This window comes from Microbulbifer maximicatervae (SeqCode) (genome assembly GCF_056232625.1).
In genome coordinates, this window is sequence record NZ_CP174324.1 from 2,596,091 (window position 1) to 2,619,734 (window position 23,644).

A 23,644-nucleotide genomic window follows, 5' to 3' on the forward strand; every position below is an offset into this window, starting at 1 on the left:
AAAACAATCTACTCCGTGGATGCTGTTGCAGTAAAAGTTAGTGTGCCCACAAAATTTTAGGCTAAGCTTAATATGATAATAAAACTTGACAATTTAAACGAAGAAGTAGCAGATCAGATTTTCACAATATTTCAACGCTCCTATAAGGTTGAAGCTCAATTGATAGGTGTTACTAACTTTCCTCCACTATCGCGTAGTGCTCAAGATATAAAGAATTCTAAATCGCGGTTTTATGGATTTATTGACAATGAATGTCTAGCCGCAACTATCGAGATTGCTATAGAAGATAGGCGATTAGAAATTAATAGTTTAACTGTTCACCCAGATTATTTTAGGAAAGGAATAGCAGGTAAATTGCTAAGCTACATTCTAGATAAATTTGAATTTATAGAAGCAATTGTAGAAACAGCTGATGTAAATGAGCCCGCAATTAATTTATATAAAAAGTATGGTTTTGTTGAGTTTAAACGATGGATTCCGTCTCATGGCATTAAAAAGGTGGCATTATCATTAAAAAATGCGCTCTAAAACGAGTAGCCGGTAGTTTCTAGCTGCCTGCTACCCACCCCATCCATCACAGGGTCCGCAATGGGTGGCTCACTACTCTCAATGAATTTCTACCCGGCGACAGCCTCAAGCAGGCCTTAACCATGTCCAGGGTAATAATCTCAGCAATAGGCTATCAGGCCATCAGCCAACTTCTGATTAATCACCTTGATCATAACTGACCTAGGCGCTGTTATGTTCCAGCACTTTTTTTATCCCTTCGATGGTGGATAGTGGGTTGGGCCTATTTATGTAATCAGCAGTGACAACTTAATTGCAACAAGCTAAGCATAACTTCCTAGATAAGAGCGTGAATTTTCACTACACAACTACATCATTTACTCTACCCATTTTATCACTTGGCTTCGCTGTCTTTGGCCACCTCGCCTCATGGCTAAGCTCTGTATGACATTCTCTTTCGTCACTTCATAACTTTGCTAGAGACTTCCTTCCCATAAGACCTCACGGTGTTTCAGTTGCCATTCGCTAGTAGTTGGCATTTAATACCCTCCTTAAATGGTGATCTTTCTACAACGGACTTTCACCTCATTAGTCCGTACCCATACGGCAGTACCAAGACAGCATACTGTGTGCCCTCGGCCCCGGACAGCTTACGCTTTGCTACGGGTTACTCAGGCGTTAAATGCTAAGGAAACTATGAATATTACATTACGCTCAACCGGGTTATTTGGAATTCTATTTTTTGGAATTCTATTCTCTATTACATTCTTGTCGCCTGAGAGCATAGAAGAATCAGCAAAAGGATTTGTAAAATACCAAATAGAGAAGGAGGTTCGAGAAAAACAGCATCTTGTAAGCGAATCTACAGTTGCAAATCAAGCGCTGAGCATTGCCAATAGACTTGGACTGGAATCGGAAAAAATTAAAGAAGACTTAGATAACAATCTACCGCAAAAAATAGCAAGTGTAATTGCCTCTATGTGTGGTTATGACTGTGAAAGACAAAAGGCTTTGGCTCAGTCTATCACAGCAGGCTACCTCGATCGCCTTAAGAGCATTAAAGTTGCGCAACATACACTCGGCGATCTTATTAAGGGAAAGTACCTTGAGATAGTGGGAAATTTAAAACTTGACCTTCGTATATTCCTTGGGTCAAATTTTCTAATGTTTCTTATCCTCTTGGCCGTATCTTTCGCCAAACCAAAAGCAATAGCTCACTTGTTCTTACCTGCAGTGCTTTTGTTCGTTGCTACCATCATATCTTCCGCCATATACACATATGGTCAAGATTGGTTTTATACCATCTTATACAATGACTATATGGGTTTTGGATACCTGGCCTATATCTCAGTCATTTTTGGCTTGCTGGTTGACATCGCGCTTAATAAGGCACGAGTGACAACTGAGCTAATAAATGGTATAGCAAATGCCTTGGGTTCGGCGCTTTCGGTACTTCCGTGCTAAAAATGTATTGAAATCGGGCAGCCGGCAGTTTCTAGCTTCTGGCTACCCACTATCTATCGTTTGGTTCTATAGTGTGCGATTCTCTATCCACAAAACATTCCGACTCGCAGACAATTATCTGTTTTGGGATAAACAGGCATCCCCCCGAGTAAACCATGCATCCATGCGTTTATCCAAGCTATAACAGACTAAACGTTTGAAATAGCTTTCAGGATTTATGATTTAGGTAGAACTAGAGATTATATACCTAATCTACTTGAAGGCTTATAAAAGCCTGAAAAGCTTTTATATTACCGAGTGTTTAGGGGCCGCTCATGTACAAAGAATAGTAGTCAAGTCGCTGATAATTACACTTAACACCATCGTCACAAGTTAGATTTAACTTACTGATTTTTAATGGTTTTTTAGTGCTTTTATGATAGATTGATCCCTGAATAGTTTAAAGCGGTAGTAAAATATGAAAAGTAAATTTTTGCTTTGTGGTTTAGCTGTTTTAGCTTTGCCTTTTGTTTTTCATCAGAAAGTAATTGAATTTACCTTTGTAAACCCATATGCAGAGTGGGCTGAAGTAATTGATTCTGATGGCCTTCAAGTTGGTCACCCTCTAGATCAGAAGCACCTTGATATTGCGAAAGAGATAGGCATTAAGTACCCTGAAAAAATAAGACTGGTTTATGTGGATGAAGTGCCATTTCCACGTGAGAATTCACTTCTAAAGTTTATTGGTGAGACGGCCGGACTTATAGGCGACGGAGTTGTGAATAATGCACAAGTATTTGGTTATTCTATATACATAAGAAAGGGATTCCAGATGGATACTCCGAAGTTGGCACATGAGCTTGTTCATGTTTTACAAGTAGAGCGAGCTAGCTTTAAGGACGTCCTCTCTGGTCATTTGTTAGGTGTGTTAGAGCATGGGTATGAGGATTCCCCTATTGAAGCCGAAGCATTTAAAGCAAATGTTAAATACAGAGAATACTAGTAAGAAATTATAGCAAATGAATCCAGTGGATGCTTTGAGTCCACTATATTTTGGGCGGGAATTTCTAGCGTAGCCATAACTACGCTGCCGCCCAATGAGCCGCTTAGCAATGCATTTTACATATCAACAAGGAAGATAGTTATGGATGATTTAATTGGGGAGATAGGCAAGGGATTTCTCCGAGGTATAGGATATATCTTAGCGGAAATATTCTTCAGCACCATCTGCTACTGGATTGGCTGGCCCATCTGTAAACTAATCACTCTCGGCCGCTACCCTTCACCAAAACAAACTGTCTATCTAGATAGTTATAACGGCAATAGTCACGGTTTTTGGTGTAGTGCCACCGGCCTTGTTGCAATAGTTATAGCGGGCTTATTTGCTGCCAGACAGTTTTAATATGTACAGAATATATAACAAACAATAGCTCGTACACTCTGTAGAAACACTGAGTTGGACTGCCTACGTACTATTTCTCCCTGCTTTGGTCGCTGATATACTGGGCGTTAGCGGGCAAGGAAAAATCGAGAATGACCGAACCGTTATTCAGAAACACGCATAATCAAGATCAAGAAATGCTTAAGGAATCCGCTCAAGCATCGAACACTATTGGTGATTTCATCAATCTTGTGAAATCCGGCCCTAAAGCCATTTACGCAGCAAAGCTAAGGTTTAGAGATCCGGATTTATCTGAAAAGCTTGGAGAAGATCGGTTTCTATACCTCTGGTTGTCAGATGTATATTTCCATGTCGAAGAAAACTTCCTTTCAGGAGTATTCTTCGATGTCCCAGAAGAGCTTAGAAAGTGGCATCAAGTAGGTGAGCGACTTGGTTTCGATCCAGAGGATTTATTTGATTGGATGGTGATTGAAAACGGGCATGCAATAGGCGCTTACACCTTGCGGGTAACAAGAGAACAGCTTGGTTCGGAAAAAGAAAAACAGGAATATGACTCATATATTGGAATTTCATCATATGAGCCAATTTAGAAGGCAAGTGCCTAACTAGCGAATGCTGTTCGTTGCTATCGCGATCAGACAGGTTACGTCACACGCCAGCCACAGCAAATTCTAACTTCATTCGACCACCCAGCAGTGAATCGTTAAACAACTAACGATTTTCGCACACCTCCAAGCCATATTCGCTCAACGATTTCTAAGGACCTGATTTTTTTAGCTGGTGATCAATTTACACTGATATGGCAGAGTTGAGTTTGGTGTGTTTAAAGCTTCGTGCTGGCGCTGCAACATCCTTAGTGGGTACTCTCGGCACAGCAGCGAGAGGCGACCTTATACCCTTGATGGAGGCACTATGCGATGCTCCAGACTAAAGATTTCAGTCCAGTAAGCGCTTCCATCTAGTATCCTTCTTTCAAGGACAGCTGGTTGGTACGGATTCCCGTGATCTTCCTGCCCTAGATATTTGAAAGCTGACCAGTCTACAGTGGCCAGCTGCCGGTCTTTACTTTTGCCAAGTGTGTTGGTTTTTGTGCACTTTAGGTTTAAAAGTTTGGTGCCGTCAGCTCAAAATCATTTAAAAATCATAAGTACTTCAGTTGTTTTCATGTCGAACTGATTAAATTGCCCGCTGTTCATTTATTCGTTGATGTAAAAACAAGGGCAAGCTGTGAAGCATTTTTGTAGTTCTATCATACTCCTGATCTCTCTTCTTGCGGTGAGTAGCCACGGTTGTAGCCAAGAAGCACTTCCCCTGCTGGAAGGCCCCTACCTTGGGCAAACACCACCGGGACTAACACCCAAAATATTCGCGCCGGGCTATGTCGCAACCCGGCATCGTGACTATAGCGGCTCTTTCACACCAGATATGACCGAGTTTTACTTTAGCCGAATGGATGTCGACACTGAAAAGTGGTTGCTCATTCGTTTCAAGCAGATAGGTAACCAGTGGCACGAATCCGTTGTTGGCCCAAGGGTCGGCCGCCCTCTACTTGCCCCGGATGGCAAAACCATGCACTTGGGGAACAAGTACATGGTGCGTACCGAATCAGGCTGGTCAGATATTAAAAGTATGGGGACGATGTTCGACCGCAAAGATTGGGGCATCATGCGTCTGACGTCATCAGCTGATGGCACCATAGTGTTTGACGACTACAAAAGCAATGACGTGCTACGTATATCAACCGTTAGCAACGGCAAGCGGCGGCCACCTGTACTGCTGGGGCCGCATATCAACTCTGGCAAGTGGACAGCGCACCCCTTCATTGCCGCCGATGGCTCTTACCTTATCTGGGACAGCGAAAAAGACGACGGTTACGGCGATAAAGATCTCTACATCAGTTTCCGCCAACAAGATGGTTCCTGGGGTAAGGCAATAAACTTGGGAGATACCATAAACACCGCCGGCAATGAGGCCAGCGCGTATGTGTCACCAGACGGTAAGTATCTGTTCTTCAATCACAACCCCATTAAGAGAGAAGACGGTGTCGATCCTGAGGGTGATATCTATTGGGTAGATGCGCAAATCATCGAAAAACACAGACCCAAATTCTAATCCGCGCAATACAAAGATACAGCCAGCCTAAATCGGGTAGCCGATAGTTTCAAACTACCGGCTCCAACACTACTCTCTTATGAGTCAGCGGCCACACTGATAGCTTTATAGTAGCTCGCTATATAAGAATATGAACTTTCATAATACAACCTCCGCATTCACGATCATGTAGTTTTGGTGTCCCTGACGACCTCACCTACAGGTCAAGCCTTATATCGTTTTCTGTTCGTCAACTCGTTACTTTTGTAGGGCGTCTTTCCCCCAGAATCTCGCCGTCTTTTGGTTGCCATTCTTTAGTAGTTGGCATTTAATGGAAGTCATAAACGGCGGTCGTGCTAAAGGGGCTTTCATTCCCGTAATCCAAGCTCAGCCAGAGGAAATTCCACTTCTCTGCGGCCACTGCTGGCGGGTATTATTCCGTTCTGCGCAGTATCCGATTTTGAAGAGAAGATATTGCTTACTAGTTACCGTTGTATTGCTGATTACTGGTGTTAGATAGGCTTCTTTGGGGTGATGCCGAATGTGATGATCAAGAACCAAAGTGGAATATAGGTAGACTCGGCAGTTGTTCAGCTTCCAAGCAATAGACTTAGGTTTGGTGCTGTAGCACCAGATGAGTCCCGGACAATTTACCGGTCATTGAGCAAAATAATGGAAGCAACAAATACACAATTGCTTTGAACTCTGGTGTGGATTTGTCTAGGGAATTTGGTTACTTCACTGCGAGTGAGTTTTTTATCAACTTCGTAATTGTTGTTGGGGTGGCAAACGATGTGTCCTGTTCAAGCTGAGCGGCATTACAATCAAATGAACCAGGCATTCGTTGCTACGGTCCTTACGGTGGCAGGTGCGATAAAGCTCTGGAGCCGCTGCACTTGTCCATTATATAGACACTATGCTTCATCATAATTGGAACTAATTTTTATGCTCTTTAAGGGATCGTGTAAATGTAACCGTTGGCATATTGAAGTTCAGTTAGCAAAGCCGCTTGAAGCTTTGAATCCGCGCATTTGCGATTGCAGTTATTGCCAAGCCAATCCTTCCCCAATTATAAGTGACCCAACTATGTCTGCGGTTTTCATTGGCGATGGAATTTCAACTAATCAAAATGGAGATCAGCTTGCAGTTTTCTACCATTGCAAAGGTTGTAATCAACTGCTAGCCGTAGGCTGCAATATAAATAGCCAGCTTCGTGGAGCAGTAAATCTCAACTTAATGAAAGGTGTAGATCAACTTGGCGACCCTATTCAAGTTCAGCCGAGGCTATTGAGCGCTGATCAAAAACTAGAACGCTGGGGTAAGTTGTGGGGTTTCCTTAGTGGGCTATAAAAACATAACACGTCTAAGTTTTCAGACACTTCGTCCCGCAGCTCAAGACGTTAAGCGCTAAGGTGATCACTTGCTAGTAACCGTTGCTAGATTCTCATTTCCATATGAAGCGCAGATTGCAAAAGCACGACTTGAATCTGAAGGAATACACGCTTTCATTGCAGATGAGCACACAGTCAATATGCAGTGGCTATATTCTAATGCTATGGGTGGAGTAAGGCTTCAAGTGTCGGAAAGAGACCTTGATGAAGCCAATGAAATACTAAATCAAGACCGTTCCAATCTTGTAGACCAAGAATTAGGGCATGATGAAGAAAGAGTATGCGAGTCCTGCTCATCACGAAATGTCGAGCCGTTTACCAAGGGGAAAAAGCCCGCATTTTTGGTTTTCCTACTTTTAGGGATGCCTTTATTTTTCTATCAACATGGAGTTAAGTGCAAGGACTGCGGCCACTTCCAAAAGCTTGATAATTAGCGATCATAAAATATTGCCCCTTTAATGTTGAACATGGCGCCAATACCCCCACCCATACTCTTTGTTAAAAGCCTATTGATTTGAATATGAGTTTTAGACTAAACAAATAAGGTATATCCATTCACCAAGCTGCTGGATTAAACCTTAATTGCCTCATTTACAATCACCGCGAACAAGACAACGCCATTTTAAACACCCCAATCATCTTATATGGCCAATCATCTGAAAAAATAGGGTTCAAATGGATGTGATTTCCAGCCCTAACCGCAATGTCCAAAGTGAGTCGTAAAGTATGGCAAGGATACCGAGGGCTATGGAATTGAAAACCTATGACTGTCAGTTCTCGTTTACGGTAGATAGGCTTATTCGTGACGCGGACATCTGAAATCTAAGATGTCTTGAGTAAAAGGCAATTACTCTGGTATCAACGATTTAATAGCGCTCTATGATAAATGTGCTCATCGTAAATGACCGGTGAGTATCGCTAGGATTAATACCCCCCAATGTATTTAATTTAACGGACGTATTAAGACTGTTAAGCGTAAAAGCTAACCCCACACCCATGAGGCAAAACTGAGATCCACTTTGATTAATGGAATAGATAATGCAACCACCACAGTATCATTACACTGACTTGTTTAACCCCCTCGCATAGACTCTACTTATATAGGTATCGAGTTAAATAAGCAAGCTCAATATAGCTTTATCAGTCTTTTCAGCTTAACTCATAAGATGAATTGAAAACGTTGAAGTAGACCTAGTCATCACAGACTAATTCATAAGCTTAGTACAAAATAGCAAAATCAACTGATTTTCTACGCTAAGGATATTGTTATGTTGCATATCAAATTATATGGCTTTGGCTTAAGTTAGAATATCTTACATATAGAGAAAATCATTATGTGTTTTTCAGCCACGGCATCGTTCGGATCAGCAGCTCTGCTTATTGTCGGCGGTGCTTTGTGTACAACACATGCGATTAAAAATGACAAAACTTATTTATTACTCGCAATTACTCCTCTCCTTTTTGCGCTACAGCAAGCGATTGAAGGAGTAGTATGGATTGGATACAACGAAAATTATATTTCACTAACGACAAAAGCTTCTATTTTATATTTGTTTTTTGCCTTATTTTTCTGGCTCACTTGGATACCAATCGTTGCCTTTAGCCTTGAGACAAAAAAATGGAAAAGAATTTTCTTTATTATGTTAATAATCGTAGGTTTTACTTTTGGCTTATATCTTTGGATACCTATCCTGTTAGAAACAGGACCAAGACACTTGATAAAAACAAGCGTATGCGGTCATAGCTTATGCTATATCACATCCGATTACAGTTTATTCGCCATTACAACTGGACATATTATTTATTCTTTACTTGGATTTTTATTTTTATTGTCGAGCAATCGAATTTTTATAAAATTTTGGGCACTTGTTATGCTTCTAGGTGTTATCGTTTATTTCACTCAACGCGAAACATGGGTATCAACCTGGTGCTTCTTTGCTGCGATATCCACATTATGGATTTATTTTTTATTAAAAAATGATTATAAAGAAAAGATAAATAAATAGACTTTATAGTGGTAGCAACAAAGATAATTAGGACCTCAACATTAAGGACAATATTAAAAACAGTTATTTTATGAGCCAAGGTTCCTTAGAGAGTTACTCTTATCCAAGCTCAAACGAACCAACAATAAAAGACATGCTCAAACGTGACAGTAACTAGAGGCCTATGATCAGCTATAAGCCACCTAAACATCACTACTATTTTTGTATTTGGTATGGATTTTGATTTACCTAAATATCTGGTACCTACCCTGAATTAGTCCATCAACACTCAGCTGAAATTTGCCCTAGTTATGAAATAGACAGACCTAACTTCGTTTACCATAGTACCTTTAATCGGTTGTATCGAAATGGTTTCGTGTTTGAGGCCAGAACTAGCGGTGTAAACATTTATGGTATCGTCAAATAAAACTCAAAACATCTTTGGGAAAGTTGGCCTCAATTGGTAGAGACAGATTTGCCAGCTATATAATTTCAAAAGCTAAACAACAACTCCACCGGAAAAATCCAGCATTACCCTTTCCCATAAATTCCACCAAACAGTTTGTTCCATGATCCGGTCGGTGAACCTTATCCACAAACACTACTGTGAAAACCACTACTTCAATGAATTTTACGAGAGTACCGAGTACTTTTGTACGACCAATTCAAAATAAGCTCAAGTACACATTAGCTAGGAAGACATAAAAACATCCCTGTAACATATCTTCTACATCAACGAATATTCTAGATTTATCGTAAAATTCAAGCGATTTCCAGAGAAATAAGTAGTACAAATGATTGAAATACATATGTTTTAAAGGGGTAATTGAGCTATTTGCCCGCATAAGGCTTTGAATAGCATTAAAATATATGTATAAAATACAAGCAGGGCGTTATCCTTCAACAATATAAGAAGCAAAGAGTAAATAATAATGAAAAGAAGGAGCTTTCTTAACCTTTCATTTGGGCTGGCAGCATTACTGCAATCGAAGCTCACTGCAGCATTAGCTGAATCGCAAAGTTCGTTTAACTTTTTCAATTCACCGAATTTCGTAAATGTAAATGGAATTAAGTTGGCGTACTATGAGAAGGGAGAAGGGGTTCCTGTAGTATTTTGTCATGGATTTCCAGAGCTGGCTTTTACCTGGAGGCATCAAATTGAGACTCTCTCGATAAATGGATATAGATCAATTGCACCAGATTTGCGCGGATATGGCCTTACTCAAAGTCCTAACAATATTGAGGATTATACCGCACCTAAAATCTGTGATGATTTAGTTGGTCTCTTAGATCATTTAGATTTAGATAAGGCTATTTTTTGTGGTCATGATTGGGGTGGTTTTATTGTACAGTCAATGTCATTTTTGTATCCGGAGCGTTGTTTAGGAGTTATTAATATTGGTGCACCACATGCATTTCGTCCAGAATACGCAGACGAACTCCCTTCTGAAACTGTACCAGTAATAGATAAGGTGGCCTTCAATCAATTCTTGCAAACACCTTTAACTCCTGAAAAACTTCTAAATGAGAATGTTGAAAAATTGTTTACAACATTTATGCGAAGTAAATTCTTTCATGCTTCATATTTAAAGAGCTTTTCAACTAGCTCGGCTGAAAGAAAAATGGATTTACCTAAGATTCTCAAAAAAGAAACCCTCCCAGGCAAACTGTTTCTAAGCAATGAAGAGCTTGAATTCTATGTTCGCACCTTCCAAAAAAGTGGGTTCAATGGGAGTATCAACTGGTATAGAGCTATGGAGCTTTCATGGCACGAACTCAGCAAGAAAGGTGAATCCTATGAGGTTGAGTTCCCATATCTTTACCTGTGGCCAAATGAAGACCCAATTAATCAGCTAGGTCTCAGTGTTAACATGGAGTCATTCATACACAAATTAGAAAGTGTGGAACTTAAGGATTGCGGCCATTTCCCTTCGGAAGAAAACCCCGAAAAGTTAAGTGCTGAGATTTTAGTGTGGCTACAAAAAACCTTTCCATGATAAATATAACATTGCGCTGCAAGCTTACAGCTAGACTTTATGTACGGTTGCTGCGTTTCCATTATCGCGTATATAACATCAGATTCTCCCTCGGCTAAACATTACGGTAGTTGAAAATAGTGTATAGATTGATCGCATTAAGTAACTTATTTCTTGTAAATTTTGCATGGTCAGACTGGCCGTTTTTAGCTGAGGAAATTATCTCTATAGAGTTACATAAAAAACTAAATTCAGGGCAATATAATTTATTCGAATGTGACTCATCTAACTCCACCGGAAAATTAATTGTAAAAGCTAACAGCCACAGAAAACACTATTCATTCTGTATCGAAAGAAAACGTAAGGAAAGAAAGGCAACTCTATCCATAACAAAGGAGAGCTATGAAATCTGTTTATGGCAAGAAACTGGCCACTGTTTCCCTGATGGTATGTGTGAGAGCATTGCAATACTCAGTGACTGCGCCGTAGTTAGTCTATCTAAAGTCAATGAGCTTATAGCAAAAATCGACTAACAACTGACCATTGTTACTTGTTAATCTTTTAGTTTCATTTTATGGTCAACCTCCTTTTTTTGGGTATTTGGATCGGTCTTATATGGTTGTGTATCAATTTAACCATCCGCTAGAGGTGGTCCTTTGGCATTATACTGATATCGAAGCGCTAATTTATCAAAGTTATTAGCTTACAAATACCTTTATGATTTTCTAATCTAAACACCGATGGCTCCGGTTTGATATCCGACCAAGGCGAATGGTTTTAGTTGCATCTAGTTTGGCTGAGGTGCCCTGGGAATTCGGTGAGTCTTCTTACTTAGAATGGGCTGTAAGTAGTAATAAACTAACCACCCTTGTCTACACACAGATAAACTCTACTTCAAATATCCCTATAGATTCAATTAGTACACTTTTCAGGTAAAGAGGTCTTAGTTTTTTAATGAGCCGATAATACCACCCTCATCTACAGTACCACTTAGGAAATATTCTTCCGGCCTCACATAAATATCAACGAAGTTGCTGTTGTTATCCTTGCCGATATTGATCTTTCGAGGCTCTTTAAGATAGCCTACATACTCTGGTTCGTGGTCCACATAGATACACGATTTATGTCTATAGACAGCTTATTACGTTCGTACTTGTTAGAACTCTCTACAACTCGGTGTTGTAACAAGCTGCGGCAACCAAGGCCACAAGTAGCCACCGATAATGGACCTTTATTTATTAACAGAAAGGATTTCCAATATTAGAGGCAGACAAATATAACAATTGTAGTCTAGGGGGAAATTACCTGGACTCTTTCTGTAATATAAACTCTAAACTATTACTGTTGAATTAGGATGATTAGTATGCAGACATCAGAAGTAGCGTTACTATCTATAATATTGGTATTTCCTTTAGCAGATTTACTCTTAGAGAAATATAGATTTAAAAGTAAAAGTCAAGAATATGTAAAGACGGCAGTGATATTGTGGGCCATCACAGGCTTCTTGTGCTATTCCTTTTTTGGAGGCAAATTAAGCATTCAAGCTCCAGACGGTCTCCCTGTCTCTACTTGGAAGCTTTATTTTGCCATTTCTATTTTCATCGCATTCCTTGCATATTTTGTATATTTAATCTCCTCCATAAACAACAACGAACATATTAGACAACAGGTTCTAGGTCAACTACAAAATGGCAGCAATGCTCTTGTCGATCTACTGCCAAAATCACGGAAAGAGCTTTTACTATTCACTTTCCTGGTTTCGGTTACTGCCGGGGTATGTGAGGAGCTGATATTCCGCTGGTATTTGTACAGCTTTCTTGAGCAGCAAACCAATTGGATAGTTGCCATTTTAGGCAGCAGTGTGATTTTTGGGCTATGGCATTGCTATCTTGGCTGGAGACATGTTCTCAGAACTGCTATCATTGGCGTCGTCTTTTGCGGTGTATATCTGTACTTTGAGAGTATTGTGGTTGCAATCATTGCCCACATAATAATAGATGTTTATTCAGGAACGATCGCGTTCTATGTAAGAAATACCTCAAACCGTGTACCAACCAAGAGTTAAAAAACTACTGACTCCAAATTTCTATATATTCATAGGCGTCATTTTATATGTAAGTGTATTTACTAGTAACCGTCAACATATTGACACTTAGTTTAATACAAATTAAGTGCAACTTTGTTATCGATTTAAACTTCAATGCTTGCAACGGGAAGACAAACTGGAACGAATAGAATCAAACCCTCTAAAAGTCATGAACACTTGTGAGAATTAATGTATATTTAATATAAAATGAAGATTGTGAATTCTTAAGGAAGAAAATGAATATAAACATCAGTGTTTTGGGAACATTTTTTATGGTATGGATTCCCCTAGCCACCGCTCTTTCAATTTATCTATGCACGAGAAAGACAAGCACACCTATTATCGGCTCTATTTTAGGTTTTCTAACCTCATTTATCCCACCGCTTTCTTTGATATATCTAGCGGTGCTTGTATTGAAGAGTGACATAAATAAATCATCATAGCACCTAAAATTACACGCACGCTGCGTAGCCTGACATTTCTGATATGCCTGCGTGTAGATCGCGCGCTAGCAGTACTGAGACTTTACAGCAGCTGTGGTGAGATTGCCTCTACTTTTGTTGTGGTGTCGCATACTTTAAGTGTTGAAAATAGGATCAGTGTATTTCTATGAAACAGATATTGATTTCATTCTTAATATTACTGGCTATTTACATATTAGGATTCTTTACTCGGGCCCTTGTCTACTCCCAGCTTGGAATAAATCTAAACAAGTATCTATATGCACCCTGGATCAGGCATCTAGAATTAGATAACCCTATAAAAAAGTGTAGAGTTCTGGTGTTCTCATCTTGAGGGCTACAATTATATGGAGCCCAGCATTTAGCTCGCTACTATGGTATATTGCTGGTAATCCTATACAGGCCAACACCTACCAGTTATAATTTTATGAAACTCGAATTTATTTTACCGAACATGAGGAGTTTATTTTTCATACTGTCCGTTTTATTTATTTCCGGGTGTGCCTCAACCCCAAACATATATGAAAGAAACGCGAAAGCTAACGAACTTGAAGCTCAAGCAGAGGAAGCTAGGGCCCGCAATAAATATTCTATGGCTACACAACTAGACAGAAAGGCCGAGAACCTAAGAGAAAAAGATATTATCAACAAAGAGGATATCGTTGCAGATATTTTCTCCGGGCTTTTTCGGCGATTGCTGGGAGGAGGTTCCAAGAATGACAAAAATGCTTGGTAGTAAAGCAACGCACTAGTGCATATCTTTGTTAGCAAGCGCTAGGCAGTTCACTTGATAAAGTACCTACCTGTATTAATTTTTGCCATTTCGCCTGCTATAGCGTATACAGCTCAAGATCTCTATGCCGAGATTCTAAACACAAGAGTAAGCGGAAATTTAATTAGCCCCTTCAAAGAATTTTCGCTGCAAATTTCCCTCACGCCAGATGATAATTCCGTTAGTTATATCGACCTCAGTATTGATAATCGACCCGTGAAGATATCCCTCCCTGAAAAATTCAATGTAAGAAATGTATTGTTATCTTCTCTCGAGATCACTCATAGTCCGATACATGCACCAAATGCAGGGGCTGATGGTATAATCGGAGTTGGGCCGGCTTATCTTAAAATCAAATATCGTTACTATTCAGCTGAGCACTGTGAATCTGGAACAGGCGAGATTTCAATATCCACGAGAATGGATACCTTAGTATACGAGGTTGATGGCGAGTGTTTAGATAATTCACTCGCCTAAAAAACATCCAACACTACTGCACAGCTAAAAGTATACTTCACTCTGGACTGGCTACCGGTTAGTGTAGTGATAACTATGAACCCGAAAGCTGCCCTAATCGTTTACAGGCCAAACTACCGGAAGACCTGTGCTCCCTATACTCTCTATAGAAAACCTGCAATGCCGCTACGGTGAGCAGGTAGTTATCGAATCGGTTTCCTTTGCTTTACAAGCGGGAGAAATTGCCTGTTTGTTGGGCCCTAGCGGCTGCGGTAAGACAACTCTGCTACATGCCATTGCCGGCTTCCAGCCAATCGCTGAGGGGAATATTCAGCTATCTGGAGAAGTGATTTCCTCTCGTGAGAAACAGATTCCCGCAGAACAACGTAAAATTGGGGTGGTATTTCAGGACTACGCCCTCTTCTCACACCTTACCGTTGAACAGAATATTGCCATCGGTATCTAGTTAATGCCAAAAGCAAGCAAAATCCGAGATGTTTGAATGCATTGAGATTTTCTATCTTAGTGTTCGTAGATAATCTACATTAAGCTACGCAAGTCCAGCAAAGTATGAGCGCAAATGCGTATAGTCAAAGTGTCTACTTTTTGTGGGCGAGACCACCTTATGCGAGGGCCATCTCTGCACCAAGTATACACCTTTGCTTTCGGCAATATTCACCATGAAAAATAATGCTTAATTAGAAAATTTTTTCAATCATTCAAATGTAAATCGTTAATAGCGCAGTAAAGCTTTAGGGAGACTGTAAAGCCACATCAAATTCCAGTACTCAACTACCCCTCTCATTTTGAACTAGCACCGTGCTGATCATATCTGCGAGGAAGTGGGACGCTTGTGCAAGCGTTATAGACCAGCTTTCTAAACGCCTACCATATTTAGCAACAGAAAAATATCTGAGCAATTTGTTATTTGACTTATGGGGCATGAATTTTCCACTCTTAATATGTGGAAACATGGAAGTTTGAGGAGAAAGTCTTTAGAATCCGCGAGCTCGCGTCATTTGTAACTTATTGCCGCAATGCTATGGCCATTTTAAAAACTGTCACCAAAGTACAAGTTTTGCATATACCCTCCCCAACACGGGGAGTTTAAAAGTACAACAAAATAATGATGGGGGCTAAAGCGCGTCAAGTTAGTCACAAGATAAATGTTATAACATTAAACAAAATATATTATTAGGGTTTAAAATGAAACTAAAAATCACATCAATTTTTTTAGCAATTATTATGCTGGGCGGATGTACTAGAGCTCTGGTAGCCACATACGAGCCAGGTGTTAACCTAGAACACAACGGTATCTCTGGCACAAGATTAGCTGTTTATCAATTTGAGGATTCACGCTCTTGGATTGATGAAAATGATGAAAAATCAAAGAGCTTTATAGGCAAGCAAGGCGCTTGGAAATTTGGCCTAAAGTATGAAGGCGTTTCGTACCAGCCAGTTGCTCAGATACTGCAAGATGTTTTTATTAAAGATTTTAAAATGGTGGGTGTTGACGCCTTTAAAGGTGAGGAGTCAACCTCTCCCTCCTATTCTTTAAAAGGTAAAATATTAAATTTTGAGTTTGAAAATGAAACTGGACTAGTGACAGTAACAAGCAGAAGACATGTTTCAATAGTTTTGACTCTGTCTGACAAAGAAGGCCGAGTTATATTGGCAAACGAGTTATTCAATGAAGTCAGCAGAGAAAATGAAGGAATGGGAGTTTTACACTCTACGAATGTCGATAAACTAATGAAAGAAGCTCTTAAAGAAGTAGTAGTTAGCGTGATCAATCGTACAAATACTGAATTGGCTCACGTCGGACTGGAAGCTATGAGTGTCAGTCTTAATGGCGTAGATATAACCCCATTTTTAGACTCTATGTACTATGCCGGAATAAACCTAAATCAATAGGGTCATTCAAATCTCTAAGTGCCGAATGGTCGGCACTTAGAGTATTATTAATTGGAACTGTCTCTCTTTATCCTCGCTGAAATCGATAAGAAAACAATGTAAAAATCAGTGTGTTCAAAACTTCCCCCTCATCTTAAGCCAAGGTAATTACCTATCAAAATAAGTGCGGGTACGAACATTTATTTCCTAACTGCTCAAATGGCAGGCGCTAACAGCTTATCAGATTACTCGATTTCCGCCTGTAATAGCTTCGCTAAATCAGACCACATTTATGGTGTATTGCCTTAGATAAAGAGCTATCAAAGTTATATTCAATATATGTATAATGGCTGTTAGTTCTGGTTAACCCTAGATATATTTACGAAAACTTTATTTGATTATATCTTGCTCCACCACACTATTAAATTTAGTTTCTGGCGACTCTACGCTTTGTGTTATCTGTTTATGGATCCCATCTTCAGCTTTGCCTCTGAAAATTGCTTGAAGTGTCGAGAATGCAAACTATTGGAAAACCCGTGCATCCCATACTCTCTATAGAAAACCTGCAATGCCGCTACGGTGAGCAGGTAGTTATCGAATCGGTTTCCTTTGCTTTACAAGCGGGAGAAATTGCCTGTTTGTTGGGCCCTAGCGGCTGCGGTAAGACAACTCTGCTACATGCCATTGCCGGCTTCCAGCCAATCGCTGAGGGGAATATTCAGCTATCTGGAGAAGTAATCTCATCTCCTGAATTACAGATTCCCGCAGAGCAACGGAATATTGGGGTGGTATTTCAGGACTACGCCCTCTTCCCACACCTTACCGTTGAACAGAATATTGCCTTCGGTATCCAGTCAATACCGAAAAGCGAGCGGCTATCCCGCACCCAGTCTTTGCTAAAGTTAGTGCGTCTGGAAGGCTTCGGGCAACAGTACCCACACCAGCTGTCTGGTGGTCAGCAGCAGCGTGTCGCTCTGGCTCGGGCACTGGCACCGCGCCCCAAGCTGTTACTCCTGGATGAACCCTTCTCCAACCTGGATACCGAGTTGCGCCGCAGTCTCGCCGCCGAAGTCCGCCATATACTGCGCGAAGAGAAGATCCCTGCAATTATTGTTACCCACGACCGCCATGAGGCTTTTATTGCCGGAGATAAGCTGGGAGTACTCAGCCAAGGCCAATTACAGCAGTGGGACAGCCCTCAAGACACTTATCAAACACCTAGAAACTTGGCAGTTGCAAGGATTGTTAGTGAAGGGAATATCATTTCCGGTACTGTTGTGGGCAATGGCCTGATCAGTACCCCTCTGGGGGAAGTGAAGGTGCCAACAGCTGCATACGAAAGTGGAGATCAGCTCGAACTGTTTGTGCGCAGTGAGGATATTGCCGCAGGCGAACATCCCAGTGCTGTGATGGCTCAGGTTGTGGAAAAGAATTTTCTCGGCAACCAGGTGAACTATCGCTTTCAGCTAGCCGCAGGGGAAACTGTCGAGGCCGCTTTGAATGCAGATATTCAAGCGGCTCCCGGTGATAAGCTTCCCCTGCACCTTTCCTCTGCTCTGGTGTTTGACCAAGCCCGATAAAAGCTATCAGGACAGGGCGGGCGCTTCTGAGTCCGCCACGGCTGTGCGCTCCTCACCTCTGCGCCAACCAATGGAACGGCTTAGTAAAATCACCGGTATCAATCCCACCAGGACAATCAATAAAGCCCCCAGGGCCGAGCGTTCCAGCATCTCGTCGGAAGCGAACTGGTAAACATAAGTCGCCAGGGTGTCAAAGCCAAAGGGGCGCAGTAACAAAGTCGCCGGCAGTTCTTTCATACAATCCACAAAGACCACCAAGCCACCCGTTAGTAGACCTGTACGCACCAAAGGTAGATGTACAGCCCACAGGGTTTGCCAGCTATTGCGTCCCAGGGAGCGGGCAGCGCGATCCATTGAAGGGGTTACTTTCTCCAGGCTGGATTCTATGGCCCCTGTGGACACTGCCAGGAAGCGCACCGTGTAGGCAAAAATAATGGCGAAAATACTGCCGCTTAACAGCAGCCCTATGGAGATATCAAAGTGTTCACGTAAAAAACCATCCACCGCATTATCAAAAGCGGCCAGGGGAATCAGGACACCAATCGCCAGTACTGCCCCGGGCATTGCATAACCCAGCTTGGAAAAGCCGACCAAGACCCGTACGGATCTTTTGGGTTGCAGTCGCTTACCGTAAGCCAACAGCAGGCCCAGCAGTACAGAGACCAGTGCCGCTGCGATTGACAGTAACAAGCTATTGCTGGCGATCTGTATAAAATCTTCGCTCCAATAACTGGAGAAGTTGCTGAGTGCGTAACCTCCCAGAACCAGCAGGGGAATAATAAAACCGGCCACCAACAGTAACCCGCAGAACAATAGGGCTACACCGGATCGCCAGCCGCGCAATACATAGCGTTCACGCTGGGAATTTGGCGATTGTACAAAGTGCTTCTGTCTCGCCCGCCCCATTCGCTCCAGCGTAATTAACAGAACAACAAAAATCAGAGTGCTACAGGCAATTTGCGCCGCGCCTCCTAAATTGCCGTGGCTCAACCAGGTATCGTAAATTCCGACACTCAAGGTGCGTACGGCAAAGAAGTCCACTGTGCCGAAATCATTCAGGGTTTCCATCAATACCAGTGATAAACCCACCGCAATTGCTGGGCGTGCCATTGGCAGGGATACGCGCAAGAAGCTCTGCCAAGGCGTACAGCCCAATGACCGGCTCGCGGCACGTATACTGCCGCACTGCTCGATAAAGGCTGCTCGCGCGAGCATATAGACATAGGGGAAGAGCACCAGTGACAGCATGGCTATCGCCCCACCCATGCTACGGATCTCTGGGAACCAATAATCCCTGGATGTCTGCCAACCAAACCAGGTGCGCAGGGACTTTTGCACAGGGCCCGCATATTCCAGCAAGTCCGTGTAAACGTAGGCAATCACATAGGCGGGAACAGCAAACGGCAATAACAGCCCCCACTCAAACAAACGACGCCCGGGGAACTGGCACATGCTCACCAGCCAAGCACTGCCCACGCCTGTTATCAGCGTTACCAAACCGACACCGCCAGCCAGAATCAAAGTGGAGGACACATAGTGAAACAACACCGTGTCCACCAAGTGCGGCCAGATATTTTCTTCAGGGAAAAATGCCAACCAAAAAATGGATAGCACTGGCAGAGCTACCAGAAGGGAGATAGTAGCTACCAATAGCAGCCAGCGGGAAGCTGATAAGTTTGCTCGGTTTAGCATGATTAAGGAATCAAAAGCTCATTATAAAAGAACGGCCCTGGTCTCTCGACAGGGCCGTTCGAATAAGGCTGAGATAGTGCTGCCAATTTACTCGGCAGCAATTCCCATTCAGTTAACCATTCTAAAAGTCAAAGCGTACTTCATCAACCATACGGGAAGCCGCTGGAACGTAGGAACCGATCTCCGTGAGACTCAGATCGTCTTCTTTAAACTCACCCATATACTCCTTAATCAATTCAGAGCGGGCAGTGCCAGGGCGTACCGGGAACTCAAAGTTTTTCTCAGCGTAAGAGTATTGAGCATCGGCGCCGCTGAGGAATTCCAGCAGCTTAACGGCATTTTCACGGTTAGGGGCGTGCTTGGTCAGCGCCGCACCGGAAATAAACATATGGGTACCGCGATCTTTCTGGTTAGGGAAGACCAGGTTTACAGACTTGGCCCAATCCACCTGCTCCGGCTGCTCCTTATTGGTAATCATTTTACCGAAGTAGTAGCTGTTACCCAGGGAAAGGTCGCAGACACCTTCGCTAATAGCTTTAACCTGAGCGCGGTCATTACCCTGGGGCTTACGCGCCAGATTCGCTTTCACACCTTGCAGCCACTCTTTGGTTTCTGCTTCACCGTGATGGGCGATCATGGAGGCGATCAGGGACAGGGTATAGGGGTGCTTGCCGCTACGAGTACAGATTCGGCCCTTCCACTTAGGGTCTACCAACTCTTCGTAGCGAGTAATTTCACCGGGCTTAACGCGGTCTTTGGAGGCGTAGATCAAACGCGCCCGGGTGGTCAGGCCGAACCAGTTGCCGGCCTTATCGCGAAATTGTGATGGGATATTGTCTTCCAGAATTTCACTGCTTACCGGTTGGGTCAGCTGCTTATTAAGCAGATCCATCAGGCTGCTGGTATTGGAAGTCAGGACCAGGTCAGCGGGGCTGTTGCGCCCTTCCCTTTGCAAACGCTCGTTCAAGCCTTTGCTGGCGTAGACCACTTTGGCCTCAATACCGGTTTTTTCGGTGAACTCCTTTAAGATCGGCTCTATAAGGAAAGGCTGTCGGTAAGAGTAGATATTCACCTGCTCGGCCGCACTGGCACCCACAGCACCCAACAAGCCGGCTACAGCCAGCACTTTTTGAAATAGAGCTCTGGTAGACATTATCGTAGATCACCCTTGGATTAAACGAGAAACATTCTCATTTGATTTAATGGCAATGTCAATAAAAATACATATGACCTAAGGCGATAAGGCAAAGTCGTCAATTTCCTCCTATGCTTAGGCTTGATACCGCCACCCATAGAGGTCCTATGTACCGCTTTGGCCCTTTAATAGCACTGATCTTTGTCCTCTGCAGCTGTGGGGGCCCGAAGGACTCCAAGTCACCTGCAACCCCTCCTGCAGATGAGTCGGCTACCAGCGCCATGAAGGAGCCCATTGCCCCACCGGGCAATGGAGCGGAAGCGGAAAAGAAAGCTGCAGCTATATGCACCCCGGAATGGTTTGCCTGGGTTCAACAGCAAGTGCTTGCCCAGCAAAATGGCGATATGGCGAAACTATACCCATCCGGCATGCCAACTACCGGTAGTGAGGAGTGGTTCACAGCCATCACCCGGCTCAGCGGAGCCAATACCAACGGTCTCAAACCCGGAGGAATGGAGTGGTGCGAGGCTATCCAGAAGCATCTTGCCGAGGGCAGTCCACAAAACCCGTTATAAGTGTCTGGAGACCAAACGCAGACGCATCAGTTTTTATTTTACAGTTTGGAAATACCGATCGCTCGGTTAAGGGAAGATTTGATTCATAGGATACTGCGATTTAGCAAATAGACAGCGAGGTAATAGCACCATGCAGCCTATCAGCAAGTTGTTGCTGGCCTTTATCGCCGCAACAGCACTACCCTATGCACTCGCCAAAGAAAAGCCCCCACCCGGAGCTATGGCCCTTTCCACCGTATTGACCAAATTGGAACAGCAGGGCTACACCCCAATTGTTGAGGTCGATCTGGACAAGGGTAAGTGGAAGATTGAAGCCTATAAGGGTGACCAGAAGTACGACTTGCACGTAGACCCCAACTCTGCGGAAGTTTTGTCGGAAAAACCGGACAACGATTAAGGATTAGCGTCCTCATTCCGAGCTATCCTGCCAGGGCCGGCTGCCAAAGCCGGCCCTAACCTATTCTGCTTGAACATTGCGATGTAATCCGCGCCATAAATTGCGATGGCAAAACAAACTTGGCCATACCCCAGATAAAATTTGTTATCCGATCATCAAAGGAATTTACCGGATTGGTCAATCACTCCGATTCAATTTCGTTTAGTCTTTCTGAGATCAACGCCACAGGATAATAAAATGACAACACAAACCCTGACCCGGCAGGATGCAGACAAAGCGGTACTGCAAAACTATCTGGACAAACAGCGCAGCGCCTACCTGGCCGACCCGGCTCCCAGCTATCAGCAACGTGTGCAGGATCTTAAAACCCTTGCCCAACTCCTGCGTGAACAGCAGGAACCCATTATCCAGGCGATCAGTAACGACTACGGCAATCGAGCCCGGGAAGAGATACTGCTCTACGATATCTACCCAGCGCTCTCCGGCATTAAAGAGACTATCAAGCGTTTAAAGAAGTGGATGAAACCCAGAGGGCGCCATACGGATTTTAAATCCTATCCTCTCTCTAAAAATCGTGTGGTCCCACAACCTCTGGGGGTAATTGGCGTCATAGTGCCGTGGAACTTCCCAATAAACTTAAGCTTTTCACCACTGACCAATATTTTCGCCGCAGGCAATCAGGCGATGGTCAAGATGTCCACCAATTCTAAGCACCTTGCAGAATTACTCAGTAAAGTCTGTGAACAATACTTCCCGGAAGAAAAGCTGGTTTTTATTCCCGATGCCGATGAAATAGGCCCAGTATTTTCCAGCCTTAAATTCGATCACTTAATCTTTACTGGCTCCAGTAATACCGGTCGTGCAGTAATGCGCTCCGCCGCAGAAAACCTGACTCCAGTCACACTGGAGCTTGGAGGTAAATCACCGGCAATTGTTGGCCCGGATTACCCGGTTAAGAAAGCCGCCGAGCAACTAATTTACTGGAAGCTGGTAAACGCCGGGCAGATCTGTGTCAACGTGGATTATCTTTTCTTGCCGGAGGAGCATCTCGAAGAGTTTATCGAGCACGCAAAACATTATGTTCAGAAGCGCTACCCCAACTTAGATGGCCAGGATTACACTTCTATTATCGACGATACATCTTACCAGCGAATCTGGGCAACCCTGGATGACGCCAAGGCTAAGGGTGCTAATGCCATAGATTTAAGTGCTGGTAAATTGGATAGGGACAATAAACTGCGAAAATTCCCTCCGCATATCCTGACCAACGTAGACGGCGAGATGCTGGCAATGCAGCGTGAGATTTTTGGCCCGCTATTGCCGATTATCACTTACTCCAAGCCAGAGGAAGTTATTGATTATATTAATGCTCGCCCCAGACCCCTGGCGATTTACCCTTACACTCACGACAAAACCTTACAAGATTTATATATCAACAAAGTAATGTCTGGGGGCGTATCGGTAAATAATTGTGTACTGCACGTTGGCCAGCACGATATTCCATTTGGCGGCGTTGGTGAAAGCGGTATGGGTCACTACCATGGCTACGAGGGATTTTTGACCTTCTCTAAACTTCGCCCCATCTTCTATCAGGGCCCAATCGATCTATTAAAATTACTGCGGCCTCCCTATGGTAAACTCTCAACTCGAGTTATCGACTTTATGCTAAAACTTACCCGCTAATATTTTTATGGCCCGGCTACACCCTGTAGCTGGGCCATCCACTGCTATAATCGCGCTCAGGAAATACCTAAATCACTACAGCCCGCTGGCACTGCGATAACCCCTAGTCCAAACTAATA

Annotated in this window: 23 protein-coding genes; 20 read left to right on the forward strand and 3 right to left on the reverse strand. The window is 43.0% G+C overall.

The features are described 5' to 3' along the window. Positions 1 to 72 precede the first annotated feature (72 nt). The 11 genes from ACJJI6_RS11285 to ACJJI6_RS11335 all read left to right on the forward strand — a co-directional run bounded on the left by ACJJI6_RS11285 (position 73) and on the right by ACJJI6_RS11335 (position 11,328). Positions 73 to 528 (forward strand): GNAT family N-acetyltransferase, encoded by a 456-nt coding sequence (locus ACJJI6_RS11285; protein WP_444894847.1) that lies wholly within the window; start codon positions 73 to 75, stop codon positions 526 to 528. Positions 529 to 1,203: 675 nt separating this feature from the next. After that, positions 1,204 to 1,971 (forward strand): hypothetical protein, encoded by a 768-nt coding sequence (locus ACJJI6_RS11290; RefSeq protein WP_444894848.1) that lies wholly within the window; start codon positions 1,204 to 1,206, stop codon positions 1,969 to 1,971. 457 nt (positions 1,972 to 2,428) lie between these two features. Next, positions 2,429 to 2,953 (forward strand): hypothetical protein, encoded by a 525-nt coding sequence (locus ACJJI6_RS11295; protein WP_475713422.1) that lies wholly within the window; start codon positions 2,429 to 2,431, stop codon positions 2,951 to 2,953. Positions 2,954 to 3,094: 141 nt separating this feature from the next. Continuing rightward, a complete protein-coding gene (locus tag ACJJI6_RS11300; protein WP_475713423.1) occupies positions 3,095 to 3,352 on the forward strand; it encodes a hypothetical protein in 258 nt (85 codons plus the stop codon). 131 nt (positions 3,353 to 3,483) lie between these two features. Continuing rightward, the gene (locus ACJJI6_RS11305; RefSeq protein WP_475713424.1) at positions 3,484 to 3,942 is read left to right on the forward strand and encodes a DUF2314 domain-containing protein; all 459 of its coding nucleotides are present in this window, start codon (positions 3,484 to 3,486) and stop codon (positions 3,940 to 3,942) included. A 637-nt stretch (positions 3,943 to 4,579) separates the two neighbouring features. Continuing rightward, positions 4,580 to 5,464, forward strand: coding sequence for a TolB-like translocation protein (locus ACJJI6_RS11310; RefSeq protein WP_444894852.1), 885 nt, complete (start codon positions 4,580 to 4,582; stop codon positions 5,462 to 5,464). Positions 5,465 to 6,529: 1,065 nt separating this feature from the next. Further along, positions 6,530 to 6,793, forward strand: coding sequence for a hypothetical protein (locus ACJJI6_RS11315; RefSeq protein ID WP_444894853.1), 264 nt, complete (start codon positions 6,530 to 6,532; stop codon positions 6,791 to 6,793). Positions 6,794 to 6,863: 70 nt separating this feature from the next. Continuing rightward, positions 6,864 to 7,268, forward strand: a complete 405-nt coding sequence (locus tag ACJJI6_RS11320) for a putative signal transducing protein (RefSeq protein ID WP_444894854.1) — start codon at positions 6,864 to 6,866, stop codon at positions 7,266 to 7,268. Between the two features lie 900 nt (positions 7,269 to 8,168). Then, positions 8,169 to 8,840 (forward strand): DUF6629 family protein, encoded by a 672-nt coding sequence (locus ACJJI6_RS11325; RefSeq protein WP_475713425.1) that lies wholly within the window; start codon positions 8,169 to 8,171, stop codon positions 8,838 to 8,840. Positions 8,841 to 9,751: 911 nt separating this feature from the next. Then, positions 9,752 to 10,816 (forward strand): alpha/beta fold hydrolase, encoded by a 1,065-nt coding sequence (locus ACJJI6_RS11330; RefSeq protein ID WP_475713426.1) that lies wholly within the window; start codon positions 9,752 to 9,754, stop codon positions 10,814 to 10,816. A gap of 128 nt (positions 10,817 to 10,944) precedes the next feature. Then, the gene (locus tag ACJJI6_RS11335) at positions 10,945 to 11,328 is read left to right on the forward strand and encodes a hypothetical protein (protein WP_444894857.1); all 384 of its coding nucleotides are present in this window, start codon (positions 10,945 to 10,947) and stop codon (positions 11,326 to 11,328) included. A gap of 410 nt (positions 11,329 to 11,738) precedes the next feature. On the opposite strand, the gene ACJJI6_RS11340 is transcribed toward ACJJI6_RS11335, so the two are convergent. Continuing rightward, positions 11,739 to 11,903 carry a hypothetical protein gene (locus ACJJI6_RS11340; RefSeq protein WP_444894858.1) on the reverse strand — a complete coding sequence of 55 codons (165 nt, stop codon included), beginning with the start codon at positions 11,901 to 11,903 and terminating at the stop codon, positions 11,739 to 11,741. A 255-nt stretch (positions 11,904 to 12,158) separates the two neighbouring features. Here ACJJI6_RS11340 and ACJJI6_RS11345 point away from each other — a divergent pair, with 255 nt between their 5' ends. The 6 genes from ACJJI6_RS11345 (at position 12,159) to ACJJI6_RS11370 (ending at position 18,043) form a co-directional block, all read left to right on the forward strand. Then, positions 12,159 to 12,860 (forward strand): CPBP family intramembrane glutamic endopeptidase, encoded by a 702-nt coding sequence (locus ACJJI6_RS11345; RefSeq protein WP_444894859.1) that lies wholly within the window; start codon positions 12,159 to 12,161, stop codon positions 12,858 to 12,860. Between the two features lie 909 nt (positions 12,861 to 13,769). Beyond that, complete coding sequence (locus ACJJI6_RS11350; protein WP_444894860.1) at positions 13,770 to 14,078, forward strand: outer membrane protein assembly factor BamD; 309 nt, start codon at positions 13,770 to 13,772, stop codon at positions 14,076 to 14,078. Positions 14,079 to 14,129: 51 nt separating this feature from the next. After that, positions 14,130 to 14,591, forward strand: coding sequence for a hypothetical protein (locus tag ACJJI6_RS11355; RefSeq protein WP_444894861.1), 462 nt, complete (start codon positions 14,130 to 14,132; stop codon positions 14,589 to 14,591). Positions 14,592 to 14,718: 127 nt separating this feature from the next. Continuing rightward, positions 14,719 to 15,036: an ATP-binding cassette domain-containing protein gene (locus ACJJI6_RS11360; protein ID WP_444894862.1), complete on the forward strand. Its 318-nt coding sequence runs from the start codon at positions 14,719 to 14,721 to the stop codon at positions 15,034 to 15,036. 740 nt (positions 15,037 to 15,776) lie between these two features. Then, complete coding sequence (locus ACJJI6_RS11365) at positions 15,777 to 16,484, forward strand: hypothetical protein (protein WP_444894863.1); 708 nt, start codon at positions 15,777 to 15,779, stop codon at positions 16,482 to 16,484. A 494-nt stretch (positions 16,485 to 16,978) separates the two neighbouring features. Further along, positions 16,979 to 18,043 carry an ABC transporter ATP-binding protein gene (locus ACJJI6_RS11370; RefSeq protein WP_475710452.1) on the forward strand — a complete coding sequence of 355 codons (1,065 nt, stop codon included), beginning with the start codon at positions 16,979 to 16,981 and terminating at the stop codon, positions 18,041 to 18,043. Positions 18,044 to 18,049: 6 nt separating this feature from the next. Here the strand turns inward: ACJJI6_RS11370 and ACJJI6_RS11375 are convergent, their stop codons facing one another. After that, positions 18,050 to 19,735 (reverse strand): ABC transporter permease, encoded by a 1,686-nt coding sequence (locus ACJJI6_RS11375; protein WP_475708548.1) that lies wholly within the window; start codon positions 19,733 to 19,735, stop codon positions 18,050 to 18,052. A gap of 121 nt (positions 19,736 to 19,856) precedes the next feature. Continuing rightward, on the reverse strand, positions 19,857 to 20,888 hold the full coding sequence (locus ACJJI6_RS11380; RefSeq protein ID WP_282931603.1) for a Fe(3+) ABC transporter substrate-binding protein: 1,032 nt from the start codon (positions 20,886 to 20,888) through the stop codon (positions 19,857 to 19,859). A 149-nt stretch (positions 20,889 to 21,037) separates the two neighbouring features. Here ACJJI6_RS11380 and ACJJI6_RS11385 point away from each other — a divergent pair, with 149 nt between their 5' ends. The 3 genes from ACJJI6_RS11385 (at position 21,038) to ACJJI6_RS11395 (ending at position 23,525) form a co-directional block, all read left to right on the forward strand. Continuing rightward, complete coding sequence (locus ACJJI6_RS11385) at positions 21,038 to 21,445, forward strand: hypothetical protein (RefSeq protein ID WP_444926965.1); 408 nt, start codon at positions 21,038 to 21,040, stop codon at positions 21,443 to 21,445. A gap of 130 nt (positions 21,446 to 21,575) precedes the next feature. Continuing rightward, positions 21,576 to 21,842, forward strand: a complete 267-nt coding sequence (locus ACJJI6_RS11390; protein ID WP_282931601.1) for a PepSY domain-containing protein — start codon at positions 21,576 to 21,578, stop codon at positions 21,840 to 21,842. A 237-nt stretch (positions 21,843 to 22,079) separates the two neighbouring features. Next, positions 22,080 to 23,525 (forward strand): coniferyl aldehyde dehydrogenase, encoded by a 1,446-nt coding sequence (locus tag ACJJI6_RS11395; protein WP_475710455.1) that lies wholly within the window; start codon positions 22,080 to 22,082, stop codon positions 23,523 to 23,525. The last annotated feature ends 119 nt before the right edge of the window (positions 23,526 to 23,644 follow it).